17 protein-coding genes and 1 tRNA gene are annotated in these 17,899 nt (G+C 61.9%); 10 read left to right on the top strand and 8 right to left on the bottom strand.

The genetic code is table 11. The annotated features are described in order from the left end of the window. Positions 1–18 precede the first annotated feature (18 nt). Positions 19–93 (top strand) — tRNA-Val (locus ABNU55_RS12415). A gap of 163 nt (positions 94–256) precedes the next feature. Here the strand turns inward: ABNU55_RS12415 and ABNU55_RS12410 are convergent. From ABNU55_RS12410 to ABNU55_RS12400, 3 genes are read right to left on the bottom strand one after another with little or no spacing between them, the layout of a single operon-like run. After that, positions 257–1,282 carry a beta-eliminating lyase-related protein gene (locus ABNU55_RS12410; RefSeq protein ID WP_290751283.1) on the bottom strand — a complete coding sequence of 342 codons (1,026 nt, stop codon included), beginning with the start codon at positions 1,280–1,282 and terminating at the stop codon, positions 257–259. Beyond that, positions 1,282–2,034, bottom strand: coding sequence for an SDR family oxidoreductase (locus ABNU55_RS12405; RefSeq protein WP_348764390.1), 753 nt, complete (start codon positions 2,032–2,034; stop codon positions 1,282–1,284). The genes ABNU55_RS12410 and ABNU55_RS12405 overlap by 1 nt, the downstream gene beginning before the upstream one ends. 1 nt (position 2,035) lies before the next feature. After that, positions 2,036–3,028 carry a calcium/sodium antiporter gene (locus ABNU55_RS12400; protein WP_290751279.1) on the bottom strand — a complete coding sequence of 331 codons (993 nt, stop codon included), beginning with the start codon at positions 3,026–3,028 and terminating at the stop codon, positions 2,036–2,038. 189 nt (positions 3,029–3,217) lie between these two features. On the opposite strand from ABNU55_RS12400, the gene ABNU55_RS12395 reads away from it, so the two are divergent. After that, entirely contained in the window at positions 3,218–3,676 is a 459-nt protein-coding gene (locus tag ABNU55_RS12395; RefSeq protein ID WP_290751277.1) for an NUDIX domain-containing protein, read from the top strand. Here the strand turns inward: ABNU55_RS12395 and ABNU55_RS12390 are convergent. Next, entirely contained in the window at positions 3,667–4,299 is a 633-nt protein-coding gene (locus tag ABNU55_RS12390) for a CDP-alcohol phosphatidyltransferase family protein (protein WP_290751275.1), read from the bottom strand. The two genes, ABNU55_RS12395 and ABNU55_RS12390, sit on opposite strands and share 10 nt — an antisense overlap. A gap of 6 nt (positions 4,300–4,305) precedes the next feature. Then, on the bottom strand, positions 4,306–6,195 hold the full coding sequence (gene uvrC, locus ABNU55_RS12385; RefSeq protein ID WP_290760077.1) for an excinuclease ABC subunit UvrC: 1,890 nt from the start codon (positions 6,193–6,195) through the stop codon (positions 4,306–4,308). 201 nt (positions 6,196–6,396) lie between these two features. Here uvrC and ABNU55_RS12380 point away from each other — a divergent pair, with 201 nt between their 5' ends. After that, positions 6,397–7,608, top strand: a complete 1,212-nt coding sequence (locus tag ABNU55_RS12380; protein WP_290751271.1) for a pyridoxal phosphate-dependent aminotransferase — start codon at positions 6,397–6,399, stop codon at positions 7,606–7,608. Positions 7,609–7,733: 125 nt separating this feature from the next. Continuing rightward, on the top strand, positions 7,734–8,198 hold the full coding sequence (locus ABNU55_RS12375) for a DNA starvation/stationary phase protection protein (RefSeq protein ID WP_290751269.1): 465 nt from the start codon (positions 7,734–7,736) through the stop codon (positions 8,196–8,198). A gap of 220 nt (positions 8,199–8,418) precedes the next feature. Here the strand turns inward: ABNU55_RS12375 and ABNU55_RS12370 are convergent, their stop codons facing one another. Together ABNU55_RS12370 and ABNU55_RS12365 are read right to left on the bottom strand one after the other, a co-directional pair. Next, entirely contained in the window at positions 8,419–9,351 is a 933-nt protein-coding gene (locus ABNU55_RS12370; RefSeq protein WP_290751267.1) for a LysR family transcriptional regulator, read from the bottom strand. A gap of 56 nt (positions 9,352–9,407) precedes the next feature. Continuing rightward, positions 9,408–10,025, bottom strand: coding sequence for a helix-turn-helix transcriptional regulator (locus ABNU55_RS12365; RefSeq protein ID WP_290751265.1), 618 nt, complete (start codon positions 10,023–10,025; stop codon positions 9,408–9,410). A 102-nt stretch (positions 10,026–10,127) separates the two neighbouring features. On the opposite strand from ABNU55_RS12365, the gene ABNU55_RS12360 reads away from it, so the two are divergent. Continuing rightward, positions 10,128–10,478 (top strand): DUF952 domain-containing protein, encoded by a 351-nt coding sequence (locus tag ABNU55_RS12360; RefSeq protein WP_290751263.1) that lies wholly within the window; start codon positions 10,128–10,130, stop codon positions 10,476–10,478. Continuing rightward, positions 10,479–11,570, top strand: a complete 1,092-nt coding sequence (locus ABNU55_RS12355; RefSeq protein WP_290751260.1) for a quinone-dependent dihydroorotate dehydrogenase — start codon at positions 10,479–10,481, stop codon at positions 11,568–11,570. It abuts the gene before it with no gap. On the opposite strand, the gene ABNU55_RS12350 is transcribed toward ABNU55_RS12355, so the two are convergent. Continuing rightward, positions 11,530–12,858 carry an MATE family efflux transporter gene (locus ABNU55_RS12350; RefSeq protein WP_290751257.1) on the bottom strand — a complete coding sequence of 443 codons (1,329 nt, stop codon included), beginning with the start codon at positions 12,856–12,858 and terminating at the stop codon, positions 11,530–11,532. The genes ABNU55_RS12355 and ABNU55_RS12350 overlap by 41 nt on opposite strands. A gap of 64 nt (positions 12,859–12,922) precedes the next feature. Here ABNU55_RS12350 and ABNU55_RS12345 point away from each other — a divergent pair, with 64 nt between their 5' ends. From ABNU55_RS12345 to recQ, 4 genes are read left to right on the top strand one after another with little or no spacing between them, the layout of a single operon-like run. Then, positions 12,923–13,852: a histone deacetylase gene (locus ABNU55_RS12345; protein ID WP_290751255.1), complete on the top strand. Its 930-nt coding sequence runs from the start codon at positions 12,923–12,925 to the stop codon at positions 13,850–13,852. Positions 13,853–13,907: 55 nt separating this feature from the next. Beyond that, a complete protein-coding gene (locus tag ABNU55_RS12340; protein WP_290751253.1) occupies positions 13,908–15,290 on the top strand; it encodes a hypothetical protein in 1,383 nt (460 codons plus the stop codon). Next, positions 15,287–15,943 carry a hypothetical protein gene (locus ABNU55_RS12335; RefSeq protein ID WP_290751251.1) on the top strand — a complete coding sequence of 219 codons (657 nt, stop codon included), beginning with the start codon at positions 15,287–15,289 and terminating at the stop codon, positions 15,941–15,943. Before ABNU55_RS12340 ends, ABNU55_RS12335 begins: the two co-directional genes overlap by 4 nt. A gap of 60 nt (positions 15,944–16,003) precedes the next feature. Beyond that, positions 16,004–17,845, top strand: coding sequence for a DNA helicase RecQ (gene recQ, locus ABNU55_RS12330; protein WP_290751249.1), 1,842 nt, complete (start codon positions 16,004–16,006; stop codon positions 17,843–17,845). The last annotated feature ends 54 nt before the right edge of the window (positions 17,846–17,899 follow it).

The following is a 17,899-nucleotide window of genomic DNA, read 5'->3' as shown; positions in this document are numbered from 1 at the left end:
GGCCGCTTCGAAACGGATGGGCGGTTAGCTCAGCGGTAGAGCACTACGTTGACATCGTAGGGGTCACTGGTTCGATCCCAGTACCGCCCACCATCCTCTTCTAGCTTTTCCAGGTCAGTCACTCCCTGCAGCGGGGCGGGCAGTGGTCTCAGGCGATATGACTGCGGAGAACTGAAGATGCGAAGGCATAGGCGACTTGCTGGCCTGGTTGTCTCTTTGACCGGTCAGGCGATTTTATTCGCTGGAACAGGCGGGCTTAGCCTGCAAGCAGACTGGAAAGTTGCTCGATTGTGGTTTCTGGCGTGCACCAGCTCGTCACAAGCCGGTGAGAGCCGCCGATCCAGGGATAGAAGGTCGCGCCCGCGTCGGTCAGGGCCGCAAGGTTTGTCTCGCTCAGGCGCACGAAAATCTCATTGCCGTGGACTGGGTGGACCAGTTCGGTCTGCCCGTCCCGGCACAAAAGATTGGAGACTTCGCGCGCACGCTGATTGGCGGTCCCTGCGAGGTCCAGCCAGAGATCGTCTGCCAGCATGGCGATGGCCTGGGCAGCGAGATAGCGCATCTTGGGCGGCATGTGGCCGGAGCGTTTCGCGCGCGCCTTGAGTTCGCCGAATTTCTGGCGGGCCTCCCCGAAGAGAAGGATGATCTCGCACCCGATGGCGCCGGTCTTCGTGAGGCCCAGCGTCAGCACATCGATGCCGGCTTTCCAGCTCATCTCTGCCGGCGCGGCGCCTGTGGATACCAGCGCATTGGCGAACCGGGCGCCGTCCATATGCACGGTTAGTCCTGCCTCTTTTGCCAGGGCGGCATAGTGGGCGATCTGGCTGACCGGATAGGCGGTGCCGGACTCGGTGAGGTTCGTAAGCGAAAGCACCTGCGCCGGAGTTTCATGCACGAAATCAGGTCTGATGCCGGCGAGGGCCTCGCGCAGTGCCGCTTCGTCGATCTGCGCGCCATTGCCGGGTAGAAGTTGCAGTTTGCCGCCGCCGGTAAAGAATTCCGGGGCCCCGCGTTCGTCGCGGGCAATATGGGCTTCCTCATGGCAGAGGATCGCGCCCATGGGCGGGCAGAAGCAGGAGAGGGCAAGTGCATTTGCCGCTGTGCCGGAGGCGCAGAGCCAGAAGTCGAAATCATCGGTTTCCAGCACGCGCGAGAGCTCGCCGCGCAGGCGCGCGGTGATGTCATCGGCGCCATAGCTTGGCTGCATGCCATTATTTACGCCAGCGAGCGCTTCCAGAACGGCAGGGTGGGCGGGAGCGGATGTATCAGAGGAAAAATTCATCAGACCTGCGTGTCCGGTGTCTGCCACATGAGGTGCTGACCGCCATCGGTCGCGATCATCTGGCCCGTCACACTGTCGGCTTCGATGAGATAGCGAAGGGCACGCACAATTTCTTCGGGACGTGAGCCTTCCTGTGTCAGCGTGGCCCTACGCTCGGCCTCGAACTCTTCCTCGCTCTGGTGCACGCTGGCGAGGGTCGGGCCAGGGCCGATCCCGTTGACGCGGATATTTGGCGCAAGCGACTGGGCCAGCGTCTTCATCGCGGTCAGAAGGGCCGCCTTGGACAGCGTATAGCTGAAAAACTGCGGGTTCAGTTTCCAGACGCGCTGGTCGATCACATTGACCACAAGGCCCTTCTGGTCGCCGGGCAAGGCCAGCGCGAAGGCCTGCGTGAGGGCAATCGGCGCGCGGAGATTGGCATCGAAATGCAGATCCCAGCTTTCGCGCGTATGACTGAGCGCGGTGTCATCATCGAAGACGGAGGCGGAATTTACGAGAAGCCGCAGCGGGCCGCCCAGCTTTTCCTGGGCGGCGGGGATAAGAGCCTTGAGGTCCTTTTCCTCGGTGAGGTCACCCTGAACGATTACGCCCATTCCGCCGGCCTTGCCGATCGCGTCGGCGGTTTCCTGCGCGCCGTCGGCGGACGAGCGATAGTGAACGGCAACACTCCAGCCATCGGCGCCGAGCGCTTCGGCGAGGGCCCGGCCTATGCGTTTGCCGGCACCGGTAATAAGGGCCCGTTTCGGGGTCAGATCATGCTCTGCCAATCCAGCTCTCCACTTCGCCTGCAATGTCCCAGCCATGCACGAGGCCGTAGATGTAGACAGCATAGACGAGCAGCATTGCGAGCGCTGCAAGCCGTGTCACGCGGCTGCGTGGCAGGACGAACAGACCGAGACCTATGGCAGCGGCCGCCATCGCCCAGTGGTCGAACTGAAGAAAGGTCGGGGCAAGATCCGTCGGCCCGAAAAAGGCGATGATCGCGCCGGAGCCAGCGAGGTTGAAGATGTTTGAGCCGATGACATTGCCGATCACCACGTCCCCGCGGCGACGCACGGCGGCTGCAACCCCCGCGCCAAGTTCCGGCAGCGAGGTGCCGATGGCGAGCAGGGTGAGGCCGATGATCTCTTCAGGAACTGCATAGGTGCGGGCGATGCCGACACCGCCCTCGACGATGAGGTGCGCCCCGAGCGGCAGGCCCACAATGCCGATGACCAGGTTGACCAGCATGGCCACCGTGCCCAGCGAGTGCTCCTCGTCATCCAGCCCGACATCAATGCCCTTGCGGATGGCGTGAGAGGTCCAGACCAGCATCAGGACCGAATAGACGATCAGGGTGGCAAGCAGGATGAAGCCGAAGGCCGGCGTGACGGGCCGAAAGGCGGTCCAGCCGATCCACAGGGCCGTGATGGCCAGCATGATCCAGTAGGAGCGGCGCAGACCGAACTGCCGGGTTGCCAGTGGGACGAGAAAGGCGGGGACGGCGAGCACCAGCCAGATATTGGCGATGTTCGAGCCGACGATATTGCCGATGGCGATGCCGGGCTGGCCCTGGCTGGAGGCATCGACAGCCACGACCATTTCCGGCGCGGAGGTGCCGAAGCCGACAATCAAGATGCCGGCCACGAGCGGCGAGACGCCTATGCGCCGCGCCAGCGCCACGGCGCCGTTGACAAGGAAGTCGCCCGCAACTGCGAGAATGACCAGGCCCCCGACAAGGGCCGCGATGAGTGTCAGATCAGGCAAGAGTTAAGGCGCGGGATCCTAGTCCAGACGGCGATAGTCGATGAAGTTCAGAATGCCGAAAATAGCGACGGTCACGCCGATGGCGATAACTGCAAACATGGCTTAAGCTCCCCTGAAGTGGTGTTCCGCCCGTAACTAGACCGTGTTTTCCCCTTTGGCGAGGGGGCTTTTCATCTGAAAGGACGATCCATGCAAAAGTTGCGTCAGCGAGTCTTCCAGGCCTGGTTCCGCTTTCGCCGCCCGATGACGCTTGGCGTGCGCGCAGTGGTGGAGCGGTCCGACGGGAAGATACTGCTGGTGCGCCACACCTACACCAAAGGTCTCTTCTTCCCGGGCGGCGGCATAGAGAAGGGCGAGCGGGCCGAGACGTCACTCCTGCGGGAGCTGAAAGAGGAGGGGGGCGTGGAGCTGACCGGCGCGGCGCGTCTTCTTGGCATCTATTCCAATGATCCCGCCTTTCCCAATGATCACGTGCTTTTATATCATTTGCGCCCTGAAGACTGGGCAGCGGGCGAACCGACCAGTTTTGGCGAGATTTCAGAGCGGGTGTGGGCCAGCCCGTTCGACCTGCCGGAGGATACGACGCCAGCAACCCGCCGGCGGGCCGCCGAAGTCTTCGAAGCCGGTCCGAATGACGGCTATTGGTGATCCTCCTTGTCCCGGCCGGCAAGGCCTGTGACATAGTCGAAAGCCGTCATGACGGCCATGACGGCAGCAACCCAGACCATGACGAGCCCGGCAAGCCAGATGCCGCGGGAGAGGACCCAGTTCGGTGAATAGGGGGCTGCGTTGGCCGCAAGGGCGCTGACAGCCATGCCGAAGAGGACAAGGGCAATCCCGCCGAGGACGAGTGCGGTCTTCATTTTCGCACTGTTTGAGACCTTCATCGTGCCCGGATTGCCCATGGCTTCCCGCATCGCGGTGATCAGGACATCGCGGCTGACGATGGCCAGTGTCGGTATCAGGATGAACCAGGCCCAGGTGCCGGTAATCGATAGGGCCAGCAGGCTGGAGGCGGACAGCAATTTGTCGCCGATCGGATCCAGACGCGCGCCGAAGGCGGATTCGGCGTCCAGCTTGCGGGCCAGCCAGCCGTCGAGCCAGTCGGTCAGCGCGACAAAGGAAAAAAGCGCGAAAGGCAGGAAGAGGACCAGAGCGGTGGCATCGCCAGCCTGCGTTCTCGTATCGAAGTCGAGGATGGTGTAGCCCACAACAATCGCCAGAATGCAGCGTGCAATCGTCAGCGCATTTGGCAGCCATTTGAGAGTCATACTGTCCTAACCGCCATTGAAATGGCCATAGATGCGTTCGGCGAGCGAACGGTTGATACCGTCAACGCTCTCAAGATCAGCCAGCTTGGCACGGGAAACACCTTTTGCCGACCCGAAATGATGCAGAAGGGCTTTCTTGCGGGATGGCCCTATGCCTTCAATCTCATCCAGGGGCGAGGATTTGATGTCGGCCGAGCGCTTTGACCGGTGCGCGCCGATGGCCCAGCGGTGCGCTTCGTCGCGCAGACGCTGCAGATAATAGAGGACCGGTGTGTCCGGTGGCAGGGTGAAAGGCGCCTGGCCGGGCCGGAAGAATTTCTCGCGCCCGGCATTGCGGTCCGGCCCCTTCGCGATGGAGACCAGTGTTACATCCTGCGGCGTAAGACCCAGCTCTTCCAGTGTTTCCACGGTTGCGGCGAGCTGGCCAAGGCCACCATCGATGAGGACGAGGTCTGGATAGGTTTCGAGCTCAGCGATCTTCACACCCTGTTCGTCAGCCTCCTTGAGGAGACGTTTGAAGCGGCGGCGCATCACTTCGCGCATCATGCCATAATCGTCGCCCGGCTCCAGCGCCTTGTCCTTGATATTGAACTTCCGGTACTGGCCCTTGATGAAGCCTTCCGGGCCGGCGACCACCATGCCACCGACGGCATTGGACCCCTGGATGTGGCTGTTGTCATAGACTTCGACACGTTTGGGCGGGGCGGGCAGGTCGAACGTCTTTGCCATGTCTTTCAGAAGACGCTGCTGGCTTGCTGTTTCCGCGAGCTTGCGTGACAGCGCCTCGGCGGCATTGCGGCTCGCCTGTGCGACGAGTTCGCGTTTGTCGCCGCGCTGGGGTGTGCGAATTTCGACTTTCCGGTTGGATTTCAGCTCCAGCGCTTCACCGATAAGCTCTCCCTGATCGGGCGCCTCATTTGTCAGGATGAGCTTTGGCGGCGGGCGCTTGTCATAAAACTGGACGAGGAACGCTGAAAGGATTTCCGGTGCGGTCTCGTCCTTTTCATGGCGTGGGAAGTGGATTGTGGCGCCCCAATTCTGCCCCGCGCGGATGAAGAAGACCTGCACGGCCGACTGGCCGCCCTCCATGGCGATGGCAAAGATGTCGGCTTCTTCGATCCCGTCGGGGTTGATATCCTGCTGGGCGCGAACGACGGCAAGTGCGCGGATCCGGTCACGCAGGCTGGCGGCGCGCTCGAACTCCATATTTTCGGCGGCCGTCTCCATGTCGCGGGCAAGGTCCGCCTGAAGGTCGGTTGCCTTGCCTTTGAGGAAGTCGGCAGCCTGATTGGCGAGTTCGGTATAGCCTTCCTCGCTGACCAGGCCAACGCAGGGCGCCGAACAGCGCTTGATCTGGTGTAGCATGCAAGGGCGGGTGCGCTGGGAAAAAACGCTGTCCTCGCAGGTGCGCAAGAGGAAGGCTTTCTGCAGCGTGTCGAGCGTGCGGGTCACGGCATTGGCGCTGGCAAAGGGGCCGAAATAGTCGCCGCGATCCTGTTTGGAGCCGCGATATTTCAGGATCTGCGGATAGTCGTGGTCGCGGCGGATCAGAATGTAGGGGAAGGATTTGTCATCGCGCAGAAGAATGTTGAAGCGTGGCTTCAGCGACTTGATGAGGCTGGCTTCGAGCAGCAGCGCTTCGGTTTCTGTTTCGGTCACGACGAATTCCATCCGCGCGGTCAGCGCGATCATCGCCGCGATGCGCTGCGTGTGGCCGCCAAGCCGCGCATAGTTGGAGACACGCGCCTTCAGATTGCGCGCCTTGCCGACATAGAGGACCTCATCCTTCGTTCCGAACATGCGGTAGACACCCGGCTTTGCAGGCAGGCGTTTCAGATTGTCCTTGATGACATCGACGCCGCGGCGGGCCGGTCTGCTGGATGAGGTGTCTGACATGCTGGGCCTAACCTAATGGCAGCCGCGCCCGGCGCCTAGTTGGGCGACTGCCGTGCGCGCCATGTCAGCTGCCGAAAGCCGGCTGGTTTGCATTCGGCGCCTGCGGGCCCAATTCTTTGGACAGAAGAGCCCTACGCCCGCTTGTGTCCGGGGTGCGGGCGACCTATGCAGACCCACGCCTTCCAGAGGAGTTCAGATCACATGGCAACCGAAATCGCCCTAAGCAAAGCCGTCGAGCGCGTGCAGCCATCCGCCACGATTGCTGTCACCACAAAGGCGAATGAAATGAAACGCCAGGGCATCGATGTTATCGGCCTCGGCGCCGGCGAGCCCGATTTCGACACGCCGGACCATGTGAAGGACGCCGCGATCAAGGCGATCAATGAGGGCAAGACGAAATATACGCCGGCTGACGGTATTCCGGAGCTGAAAGAAGCGATCTGCGCCAAGTTCAAGCGGGACAATGACCTTGAGTATACGCCCGCCCAGATCAACGTCTCGCCGGGCGGCAAGGCTGTGCTTTACAACGCCTTCATGGCGACGCTGAATCCGGGCGATGAAGTCATCGTGCCGGCCCCGTACTGGGTGAGCTATCCAGAGATGGCGCGTCTGGCGGGCGGTGATCCGGTCTTCGTGCAGTGCGGCCCGAACTCCAACTACAAGCTCTCCCCGGAGGCGCTTGAGCAGGCCATTACGCCGAAGACCAAGTGGCTGGTGCTCAACTCGCCATCCAACCCCACCGGCGCGGCCTACACCAAGGATGAGCTGCGCGCGCTTGCAGGTGTCCTGCTGAAGCATCCGCAGGTCTGGGTGATGACTGACGACATGTATGAGCACCTTGTCTATGACGGGTTCGAGTACTGGACGATCGCGCAGGTGGAGCCGAAGCTTTATGACCGCACGCTGACCGTGAATGGTGTCTCCAAGGCCTATGCGATGACCGGCTGGCGGATCGGCTATGCCGGCGGGCCGGAAAAGCTGATCGCGACCATGCGCAAGATCATGTCGCAGTCGACCTCTAACCCGTGTTCGATCAGCCAGTGGGCAAGCGTCGCGGCCTTGAACGGCGATCATGGCTTTCTGGCCGAGCGCAACAAGGTCTTCAAACAACGCCGCGACATGGTTGTGAAGGCGCTGAATGACTGCGAGGGCCTGACCTGTGCGACGCCCGAAGGCGCTTTCTATGTCTATCCAAGCTGCGCCGGTGTCATCGGCAAGTCCTCGCCCAAGGGGACGCTGATCAGTTCCGACAAGGATTTCGCGACAGCCCTTCTGGAAGAAGAACAGGTTGCGGTCGTGTTCGGCGAGGCGTTCGGTCTTTCACCGGCCTTCCGTATTTCCTATGCGACCTCGACCGAGGCGCTTGAGGAAGCGATGACGCGTATCAAACGCTTCTGCGCCGCACTTAAATAGTTTCTTAAATCCCAGACGCCGCAGCTATAGGAAAACTCTATAGTTGCGGTGTTCGAATCCAATTGGCGTAAGGGCACCTCCGTCCCCATTTCAGGGCTATCATTGGCTTTGAAAGGAGACTTCAAATGTCTGTCGATGTTGGACTTGATAAGCAGGACCGGAGCGCATCCATTGATGCACTCCGCAAGGTTCTGGGCGAAACCTATGCGCTCTACTTCAAGACGCATGGCTATCACTGGAATGTGACGGGGCCGCGTTTCAAGGCGCTGCATGAGCTTTTCATGGAGCAATATACCGAGCTCTGGCAGGCGCTCGACGAGCTGGCCGAACGTATCCGTGCCCTTGGAGAATTTGCGCCCGCCTCCAGCGATGAGATTGCGTCCTATGCGACGATCAAGCCGGACAATGGCGTGCCGGATGCAGAAGACATGATCAACAATCTTGTGCGCGGGCACGAAACGATTGCGAAAGTCGCGCGCGAAGGCGTCGATGCTGCAGAGCAAGGTGACGATGTGGTGACCGCTGACCTGCTGACCCAGCGGGCGGCCGCGGCGGAAAAGGCCGCCTGGATGTTGCGCGCCAGCGTCTAGAGAAAATCCGCCTATAATCAAATAATTCAAAAAAAAGCCCGGCTGCGAAAACTCGCGCCGGGCTCTAAGTATTGGTTCCTACTTGGAGGGAGGAAACGCACAATCGGAGGAGATTGGCAAAAGCCGGAACCAAGGCATACGCATCAGCTAATTGCTGCGTGTGCGAAAGGAAATAGGCGTTTCAGTATTGAAGGCATGCATTTCTGCATGTTCCGCGGGGTCAGCTTGCACGAAGTTGCAGATTGTCCCGCTTGATGGCTTCAACTTCTGCCGTCAGGAAGTCCCTGAAGACGGCGATTCGTTTTGAGCGTTTGAGATCGCTTGGATAGATGAAGAAGAGGTCGAAGGTCGGCCCGGTATGTTCGGGCAGGACGCGCACCAGATTGGGCACGGCGCTTGCCATATAGTCCGGCAGGTCGGCAATGCCGATGCCGGCTTCGACGGCGCGCAGCATGGCCGGCACATTCCGCACCTGCAGCGTTGCCTTGCGGGGCAGGGTGTCATCGCGGCCAACACGCTGGGCCCAGCTCATCGCGTCCAGGGGCGTGTTTTCGGTGCCATAGCCGATGATGCGGTGATTATCGAGATCCTGCGGCGTGCGCGGCGTGCCATGCGCCTTCAGGTATTCTGGTGATGCGTAAAGGTTCGTCGCAACTGTGCCGAGCTTGCGCTGGATCAGGTCCGACTTGTCAGCCGCCCAGAGACGGATCGCGCATTCGGCTTCCAGCTTCAGAAGGTCATATGTTTCGCCGTCATCAAGGCGAAGGTCGATCTGCATGCCGGTATTGGCATTCAAAAAATTTCCAAGCCGCGGTACCAGCCAGGTGGACCCGAATGCGACCGGCGCGGTCACCACAAGGTCGCCCTGGGCGACGTCCTGCTGGTCGCGCAGGGCGGCATTGGCGGTCTGTGCTGCAGACGCCATGTCCATGGTCGAGCGGTGAAGCGTGTGTCCCGCATCGGTGAGGACCAGGCCGCGGGCATGCCGCTGGAAGAGCGAGACGCCGAGCTGTTCCTCAAGCGCGGAGATCTGGCGCGAGACAGCCGACTGCGAAATACCGAGGCGTTCGCCAGCGGCTGTGAGGCTGCCCGCTTCTGCCGCAGCATGGAAGGATTTGAGCTTGTCCCAGTCCATAAGACTGTTGGATGACATGTGTCATGTTGTCAGGGCAAGCGGATTATGTGCTGCAGATGCGAATGCTGCAGTGCTTACTGGCTGACCCAGAGGATGCGCGCGATCCAGATAATCTGCGAGGGTTTGAAGGTGCGGACGGGGTGGTCGGGATTGAGCGAGATGAGCTCGATCTGCGTTTCTGTCTGACGGCCAAGCACCTTTGCCATCACCTCCCCATCGCTTGTCTTGGCGACGACACGGTCGCCCTTGCGCACCTGCGCGCCCGGCGCAACGATGATGCGGTCGCCTTCGCGATAGGCTGGCTCCATACTGTCGCCCGTGATTTCCAGCGCATAGACGGACTCCCCGCCCAGACCGGGAAAACGCACCTCGTCCCAGCCGCCGCCCATGGGAAAGCCGCCATCGTCGAAGAAGCCGTCGGCGCCCGCCTGGGCCAGACCGATAAGGGGGGCGCTCGCCCCGCGCCGGCCTTCGATGAGCGCGGCAAAATCATCCATGCCCGCCCCGACGGCTTCCAGCGCCCGGGCAATGCTCTCGCTGGACGGCCAGCGCGGACGGCCATCCTTGGCCTGGCGTTTTGACGGGTTGAAACTGGTCGGGTCGAGACCGGCGAGCCGCGCAAGGCCGGATGCGCTGAGGCCATTCTTTTCGGCCAGAAGGTCTATGCCTTTCCAGACATCGCCGTGACGCATCGCGCTTGTCTCCAGATTTCGTTTAATTTTCCTAACATAGGAAAATAAACCCAGCAACCCTGTCATCTTGCCGGGCGCGCCAAAGCCTGTAAGACCGCCTCCATGATGCTCGATACACCTGTCTACAAGATCCTCAGCGCCCAGGACGACGCCCGCGCCCGGGAGCACGGCCATACAGATACCGACCTCGATGCCCGTGATGGCTATGTCCACCTCTCATCCGGCGATCAGGTCGCCGAAACACTCCGCCTGCACTATGCCGGGCAGCATGGTGTGCGCCTCTATGAGTTTTCGGCCGAGCGCCTGGGCGGCAATGTAAAGTGGGAGGAATCGCGCGGTGGTGACCTCTTCCCGCACCTCTATGGCACGCTGCGTCTGTCCGATGCGCAGAAACAGTGGACGTTGGAGACCGATAATGACGGCAACCCCGTCCTGCCGGAGGAGATCCGTTAGATGGCTCTTTCTGCGCTCGGGACGCGTCTCTTCAGATCCATGCCGCCGGAAACGGCCCACAAGGCGACAATCAAGGCGCTGAAGACGGGCATCGGTGTTCCCCGCATCAATCCAAAACGCTGGAATACGCCTGTCACCCTGCCCAATGCGAAGCTCAGACTTGCCAATCCCGTGGGGCTTGCGGCCGGCTTCGACAAGAATGCCGACGTCTTCACGGCCATGTCGCATTTCGGCTTTGGCTTTGTCGAATGCGGTACGGTTACGCCGCGCCCGCAGGAAGGAAACGCAAGACCGCGCCTCTTCCGCCTGAGTGAGGACAAGGCGGTCATCAACCGGATGGGCTTTAATAATGAAGGCCTGGAGGTCTTCACCGCACGCTTGCGCCATGCTGCGCGCGCTTCTTCGCCCGTCGGGGCCAATGTTGGCGCAAACAAGGATAGCGAGGACCGGATCGGCGATTACGAAACCGGTATCGCGGCCGTGTATCCATATGCGGGCTATATCACCATCAACATATCTTCGCCGAATACGCCGGGCCTGCGGGGCCTGCAGGACAAGGGGGCGCTGGAAGAGCTGCTGTCGCGCTGCGGCCATTCGGTGGAAAAGGCGCATGCTGGCCTGGCTGAGGGCGCAGAGGCAGCCCGCAAGCCTGTCTTCCTGAAACTCGCCCCGGACCTCGATGAGAGGGCGATCAGCGATATCATCGCGGTTTTGCGCGCACACGGCAAATGGCTGTCGGGTCTCATTATCTCCAATACGACGCTGGAGCGCCCGGAGACCCTGAAGAGCGAGCATAAGAGCGAGACGGGCGGTCTCTCCGGTGCGCCGCTTCTCGCGCCTTCCACGCAGGTGCTGCGCGCCTTCGCGCGGGAAATTCTGGGAGAGTTCGACCTCATCGGGGCGGGTGGCATATCGAGCGGCGATGATGCCTATCGCAAAATCCGCGCCGGGGCCCATGCCGTGCAGCTGTACTCCGCGCTCGTCTATCACGGGCCCGGTCTGGTCGCTGAGATCAACAGGGACCTTGCCGCGCGCCTGCATGCCGACGGGTTTACGTCTGTCGAGCAGGCTGTGGGCGCTGACTCTCGCTGACCCTGGCGAGCATGGAAGGAAGGTAGAGGCCAAGACCGGCGGCGCGCCAGACATACATACTGAGGAAGGCGATCCAGACACCGCTATTGGCAAACTGCGCCTTCAAAAGAACGTCCGTTCCGACATAGAGGAGCGCGGCGAGAACACCGGCATTGCGAAGCGCCTTGCCCTGCGTGGCGCCGAGAAAAAAGCCGTCCAGTTGCCAGCAGGCCAGTCCGACAACCGGCACAGCGGCGCAATAGGGCAGATAGGTAAGCGCGACGGCACGGGCTTCTTCGTCGGCCACAAAATTCGCAATGATCCAGCCCCCGCCGAAGAAATAGGCGAGCGCGATGACCACGGCGAAGCCAGCCGCGATCTCGCTGGTTAGCCGCATGGCGCGCACCAGCCGCGCGCGGCTGCGGGCCCCATAGGCTTCTCCGATTTCCTTTTCGGCGACAAAGGCGAAACCATCCAGCACGAAGGCCGATACGCTGACGAACTGCAGCAGGACTTCATTGCCTGCCAGGGTCGCCGTACCGAGGCTTGCGCCCGAATTCACGAACCATGCAAAACAGAAAAGAAGCGCGAGGGTCCGGATCAGTATGTCGCGATTGGCATTGATCAGGGCGCCCAGGCGCTCCCGGTCAAACAGGGCCCCAGAACGCGTGAAGCCTTTGCGGACGAGGACAAGACCGAAGGCGAGGGCGACCCATTCGGCAATCGCCGTCCCGGCGCCAATGCCCGCCGGCCCCCAGCCCAGGCCGGCAACGAACCAGATATCGAGCACGCCATTGGTGCCGTTCATCACGATCTGGAACGCCAGAAGCTGACCTGTACGTCCGGTGCCGAGCAGCCAGCCGGTGATGCCATAGCCCATGAGAACGGCAGGTGCGCCCCAGACCCGTGCATCGAAATACGCTTTCGCCAGCGTCTTTACTTCGCTGCCCGCCTCGAAGGGCTGGAAGATGGCGAGCCTCAGAAGCGGCGAGAGAATGAGGATCGTCAGGCCTAGGGCACCGCCAAGCAGAAGCGCGCGTTGAAGCACGGTCTGGACTTCCAGCCGGTCGCCGCTGCCATTCGCCTGGGCGGAGAGACCCGTGGTCGACATGCGCAGGAAACCGAAGGCCCAGTAGAGAAAGTTCATGACGACGGCGGCCACGCCGACTGCCCCAAGGTCGAACTTGGTGCCATAGAGCCCCATGACCGCCGTATCGACGATACCCGTCGAGGCTGTCGCCGCCTGCGCAAGCATGACAGGCACGGCGAGCGCGAGAACCTTTGATCGGGTGAGAGCGGTATCAGCCATGCGAGCGGCTTATGGCGCGCGCGCCAGCTTGACAATCGGGCGCCCGCCGACATCTCACCCATTCATGGCGCTGCCAATTGTCCATCATCCTGACTATGACGCCGAGAGTGTGCCGGACGGTCACCGCTTCCCGATGCGTAAATACTCACTTCTGGCCACCTTGTTGCGCGAGCGGGGCGAGAGGTTTGCTGTGCCTGCGCATGCACCGGAGCGCTGGCTGCACCTTGCCCATGACCCGGCCTATGTCACCGCTGTGCTGACCTCTTCGGTCGATGCCAGGACAGCGCGCCGGATCGGTTTCGAAATGACCCCGGCCATCGCGGCAAGGACGCGGGCCTCTGTCGGCGGCACCTGCCTGGCAGCGCGTCTTGCGCTTCAGGAGGGCGCGGCTGTTTCCCTTGCCGGGGGCAGTCATCACGCAAACTATGAAAGCGGGGCCGGTTTTTGCGTCTTCAATGATGTCGCTGTGGCTGCGCGGGCCATGCAGGCGGAGGGGCTGGCCCGCAAGATCGCGATCATCGATTGCGATGTGCATCATGGGGACGGGACGGCAAGCATCTTCACAGGCGACAGCAGCGTCTTCACCGCCTCGCTGCATTGCGAGGACAACTGGCCGCGTGAAAAGCCGCCTTCCGACCTCGATGTCGGTCTGGCAAAGGGCGAAGGCGATGCCGCCTATCTCAAAGCCCTGACGGGTCTGGTCGATCAGGTCTTCGCGCGAAGCGAGCCGGACCTTGTCTTTTACAATGCCGGGGTGGACCCGCATGCCGATGACAGGCTCGGCTTGCTCCGGCTGACCGATGACGGCCTTCGTGAGCGTGACCGCAGAGTGGCGGAGGCGTGCCGCTCGCGCGCTGTTCCGCTCGTCGGTGTGCTTGGTGGCGGCTATGAGAAGGATGCTGGCGCGGTGGCACGGCGGCACAGCTTCATGGTGGACGCACTTGCCGCGATCACTGCGCCTGACAGGCGAGCCGCCTTGCCTTCGCCTCATTGATCCTTAACGGTATTTTAACCGGGAATGGACGGACGAAGACTGGAGCGGCCTCTGCATGTTCGGGCTGACATGGACTGACTGGCAACTTTGGCTGCTCATCGCGGGCGTGATTGTGCTGCTCTATATCGCGCGGCCCTATCTGCATGGGCTGTTTCGTAGTGTCTTTTTCGGTCTTGCCTATGTGCTGCGGGATGTCGCCCGCCGGCTCGAAGCGGCCGGAAATGCGGTCTATGAACGCTATATAGAGCTTGTGGCGGCCCACACCGCCGAGACGCTTGAGCAGAAGATGATCAGCCAGGAGCTGAAGCTTGAAAAGCGGGCCCCCGAAATCGACAGGCGGGCCAGCGGCATCGTGGACCGGCTCGAGACCAGCCGCGCAGAACTCGATGCGACGATCGAGGCTTTCCGGGCGGTGGATCTCGACGAGCAGACCCTCCAGACCGTGCGTGCACGCATGGATGAGAACAGCTTCAGCCGGTCGAAGTCGAAGCTGACCAGTGCGGTGTCTGATGTGCGCAGAGCGGTAAAGGAAGAGCTCACCCCGCTTCGCCCACAGATCAACGCCCTGCGTTCCGAATTGAAACCCATGGCAGAGAATACAGCGCGGCTGCGCTCGATCTCGACGGAACTCGAACGCTCGGCGAAAAGGATCAATGAGGATCTCGTGACCTTCGAGGCCTGCATTCACCCTGACTATGAAGCGCGCCGGGCTGCCGCACAGCGCCAGTCCATCCTCATTCCGTGGCTGCTCGCGCTTCTGGTGATGAGCGTGGCGCTGACAGGCGTCTTTCTTAATTTCTTCCTGATCCAGCGCCCCATGGCCGAGATTGTCGGCGACGACCTTCAGGTCATGGGCGTCGACCTGCCGACGGCGGCTGCGCTCGTGGTTATCTTCCTTGAAGCGGTGGCGGGTATTGTCCTCATGGATGCGGCTGGTATTACCAGGATCACGCTGATCTCGACCTTGCCACGCCTGCCCAAACGTATCCTTCTCTATGCCGCGATCGCCTTCCTCGCGGCGTTTTCCTTCTTTGAGGCGATCCTGGCGATCCAGCGCGAAGTGCTGATCCAGATCGATCAGGAAACAACGCGCATGGCCCTCGGCGAGGGGGCGGAGGCGACGCAGGACAGCAGCGGCGTTTCCCTCACGATGATCGCGCAGATGGTGCTGGCCGTGCTGATCCCGTGGCTGCTCGCAATTGCCGCGATCCCGCTTGAAACGGTCATCCAGAATTTCGTCTTCATCCTGAGGCTGGTTCTCCATCAGGTGATGATCTTTCTCGCCTTCATTTTCGCGACGCTGGCGACCATACTCAAGGCGCTTGGTTTGTTTGTGCTGCGCGTCTACGACCTTCTCATCTTCCTGCCGCTGGTGATCGAAGGCATGGTCCGCCGCGTCCGGCGGCCGGCCCGCAGGAAGGCTGAGGGGGCGGCATGATTTCGTCGGCGCTGAAGAGACTTGCGTCGCTCGCGGTGCTGGTATCGGTCGCGGCCTGCGGCGCGATCACCTCCAATTCAAAGGCGGTGTTCATGCTGGTCGATGTCTCGGGCACCTATGTGCGCGAAGTGCCGGATGCGATCATGACGGCAAAACTCCTCACCTCCAAACTCAATTCCAATGACATGTTTGCCTTTGGCGAGATCGGCTCGTGCAGCTTTTCCGACAACAGCCTCATCGTGCGCCGGACCCTTCCCGGTACGCCGAGCCAGGCCGCTCTTGCCAAACAGGACGTCTTCAGAAGCCTCGAAACCTATGGGGAGCAGGTGGACGCGACGGACTGGACGGACATCCGCGGGGGGCTTCGCTATGCCGCCTCGGAGCTTGAGCAATCGGATCAGGGTAAGCGCATTATCGTGGTGCATTCCGATCTTGTCGAAGATGTCTCGCCCGATTGCGATACGAGCGAGCTTTCGCTGGATCTTGAAGGCATTACGGTCGTCGTGACCAATGTGACCCGTTCAGATCGTGAAGCCTCAGACCCGGACGCCTATTTCCGGCGTCTCGAAGAGTGGCAGGCCCTGGTTGAGGAGGCCGGCGGCAAATGGGTGCACGCCAATTCGCGCGACCGGCTTCTGGAATACATCTTCTAGACCGGTCGAACCGCCCCTGCCGTCTTGCTGGGATGGGGCGACTCCGCTGATAGGGAAGGGATGTCCGAAACCATCCCAGCCACAGAACTGACCGACGCCCTCGCCCTTTTGAAACGTGTCTATGGATATGATGCGTTTCGCGGCCTGCAGGCCGATGTCATCAGCGATGTGCTGCAGGGGCGCGATGTCCTTGCTGTCCTGCCGACTGGAGGCGGCAAGTCGCTCTGTTACCAGATTCCGTCCATTCTCCGGCGAGGTACGGGGCTGGTCGTCTCGCCCCTCATTGCGCTCATGGCCGACCAGGTCGATGCGCTCAAGGCACTTGGCGTGCGCGCCGAGCGGCTCGATTCCTCCATGGCGCCGGCTGACAAGCAGGCGGCGCTCGAAGCCGCCCGCGCTGGCGAGATGGACATGCTCTATGTCTCGCCTGAGGCGCTGGGCAGCGGGCTTGGAAATGTGCTGTCCGGTCTCGATGTCTCGCTCATCGCCATTGATGAAGCCCACTGCGTCAGCCAGTGGGGCCATGATTTCCGCCCCGACTACCGGGCCCTTAGCCGGCTGAAGCAGCTGTTCCCAGGCGTGCCGCGCATCGCTGTCACGGCGACCGCCGATGAGCGCACGCGCGACGATATCCTCCACGAACTCGACCTCACAGCCCCCTCCGTTCACGTCGCAAGTTTCGACCGGCCCAACCTCACCCTTGGCGCAGAGCCGAAAGCCGGAAAGCGCGCCGACAGGGTGATCTCTCTTGTGAAGGCGCATCCGGGCGAAGGCGGTATCGTCTATGCTGCCACGCGCGATGCCACAGAAAGTCTTGCTGAAAGCCTGCAGCGCGCCGGTCTCAAGGCGCTTGCCTATCATGCAGGCCTTGACGCGGAGGTGCGGGCCGAGCGCCAGCGCCGCTTCCTGCTGGAAGACGGAATCGTCATGTGCGCTACGGTCGCTTTCGGCATGGGTGTGGACAAGCCCGATGTCCGCTTTGTCATCCATGCCGACCCGCCGAAGACGCTCGAGGCTTACTGGCAGGAGGTTGGCCGCGCGGGGCGCGATGGCAAACCCGCCGAAGCCTTTGCCCTCTTCGGACCGGCGGATATGCGCCGTTCGATCAGCTGGACGATGGAGAGCGATGCGGCCGAAGAGGTCAAGCGCGTCCAGCTCACCAAGACGCGCCAGCTTTTTGCGTTCCTTAATGGAACGGAGTGCCGCCGGGCCGCCGTGCGGCGCTATTTCGGCGAGGCCGGCGTGCAGCCGTGCGGCGACTGCGACAATTGTCAGCGCGAACCAGGCGATGGCTTTGACGCGACACGCTACGCCCAGATGGCGGTCTCGGCCGTTATCCGCTGCGGCCAGCGCATCGGCCGCGGTCGGCTGATCGTTCACCTCACCGGGTCGGCGCGCGACGGTTTCGATGAGGACCTGTCACAGCTCTCAACATATGGAATTGGAACGGACCTCTCCAAACAGGGCTGGAACGCCGTCTTCGATGAACTTCTATTCTCCGGGCTTCTGGCCGAGACGGGCGATGCGATGCGGCCGGTTCTGGCCGTGCCCGACCAGGAGGCCGCCCGCGCCCTCTTCAAGGGGGACCGCGAAGTCTGGCTGCGCACCGATCCCAACCAGAGAAAGAGCGCTCGTCGGCGGTCGTCTGCATCCGCGCCCGTCCTGCACGATCTGTCGGCACGTGATCAGTCCCTGTTCGAGGCGCTTCGGGACTGGCGCCTCGAAACCGCGAAGGCCAAGGGCGTGCCGCCCTATGTCATCTTTCACGATCGCACGCTGGCAGCGATTGCCACCGAGCGGCCGGGCTCTTCCGATGAATTGCGGGCGATCAGCGGCGTGGGCGAGAAAAAGGCGGGGCGTTATGCTGAAGATATTGCCCGTATCGTGTCAGAGGCAGCCTGAGGCACAGGACTGCACTTGCCGCTCCCGCTGGGCTGCCTAGGTTGGAAGCTGCCT

The organism is uncultured Henriciella sp. (genome assembly GCF_964005855.1).
Classification (GTDB): domain Bacteria; phylum Pseudomonadota; class Alphaproteobacteria; order Caulobacterales; family Hyphomonadaceae; genus Henriciella.
Note: the sequence above shows the minus strand (reverse complement) of the source record. Positions and strands in the feature narration are given on the sequence as shown.

What these genes read in the sequence shown, in the direction of transcription:
- ABNU55_RS12375 (WP_290751269.1), top strand. Translation starts at nt 7,734, where the DNA reads ATGTCTGTCGATGTTGGACTTGATAAGCAGGACCGGAGCGCATCCATT.
- ABNU55_RS12340 (WP_290751253.1), top strand. Translation starts at nt 13,908, where the DNA reads ATGTTCGGGCTGACATGGACTGACTGGCAACTTTGGCTGCTCATCGCG.
- ABNU55_RS12345 (WP_290751255.1), top strand. Translation starts at nt 12,923, where the DNA reads ATGGCGCTGCCAATTGTCCATCATCCTGACTATGACGCCGAGAGTGTG.
- uvrC (WP_290760077.1), bottom strand. Translation starts at nt 6,195, where the DNA reads ATGTCAGACACCTCATCCAGCAGACCGGCCCGCCGCGGCGTCGATGTC.
- ABNU55_RS12350 (WP_290751257.1), bottom strand. Translation starts at nt 12,858, where the DNA reads ATGGCTGATACCGCTCTCACCCGATCAAAGGTTCTCGCGCTCGCCGTG.
- ABNU55_RS12335 (WP_290751251.1), top strand. Translation starts at nt 15,287, where the DNA reads ATGATTTCGTCGGCGCTGAAGAGACTTGCGTCGCTCGCGGTGCTGGTA.
- ABNU55_RS12360 (WP_290751263.1), top strand. Translation starts at nt 10,128, where the DNA reads ATGATGCTCGATACACCTGTCTACAAGATCCTCAGCGCCCAGGACGAC.
- recQ (WP_290751249.1), top strand. Translation starts at nt 16,004, where the DNA reads ATGTCCGAAACCATCCCAGCCACAGAACTGACCGACGCCCTCGCCCTT.
- ABNU55_RS12365 (WP_290751265.1), bottom strand. Translation starts at nt 10,025, where the DNA reads ATGCGTCACGGCGATGTCTGGAAAGGCATAGACCTTCTGGCCGAAAAG.
- ABNU55_RS12390 (WP_290751275.1), bottom strand. Translation starts at nt 4,299, where the DNA reads ATGACTCTCAAATGGCTGCCAAATGCGCTGACGATTGCACGCTGCATT.
- ABNU55_RS12395 (WP_290751277.1), top strand. Translation starts at nt 3,218, where the DNA reads ATGCAAAAGTTGCGTCAGCGAGTCTTCCAGGCCTGGTTCCGCTTTCGC.
- ABNU55_RS12410 (WP_290751283.1), bottom strand. Translation starts at nt 1,282, where the DNA reads ATGAATTTTTCCTCTGATACATCCGCTCCCGCCCACCCTGCCGTTCTG.
- ABNU55_RS12380 (WP_290751271.1), top strand. Translation starts at nt 6,397, where the DNA reads ATGGCAACCGAAATCGCCCTAAGCAAAGCCGTCGAGCGCGTGCAGCCA.
- ABNU55_RS12355 (WP_290751260.1), top strand. Translation starts at nt 10,479, where the DNA reads ATGGCTCTTTCTGCGCTCGGGACGCGTCTCTTCAGATCCATGCCGCCG.
- ABNU55_RS12370 (WP_290751267.1), bottom strand. Translation starts at nt 9,351, where the DNA reads ATGTCATCCAACAGTCTTATGGACTGGGACAAGCTCAAATCCTTCCAT.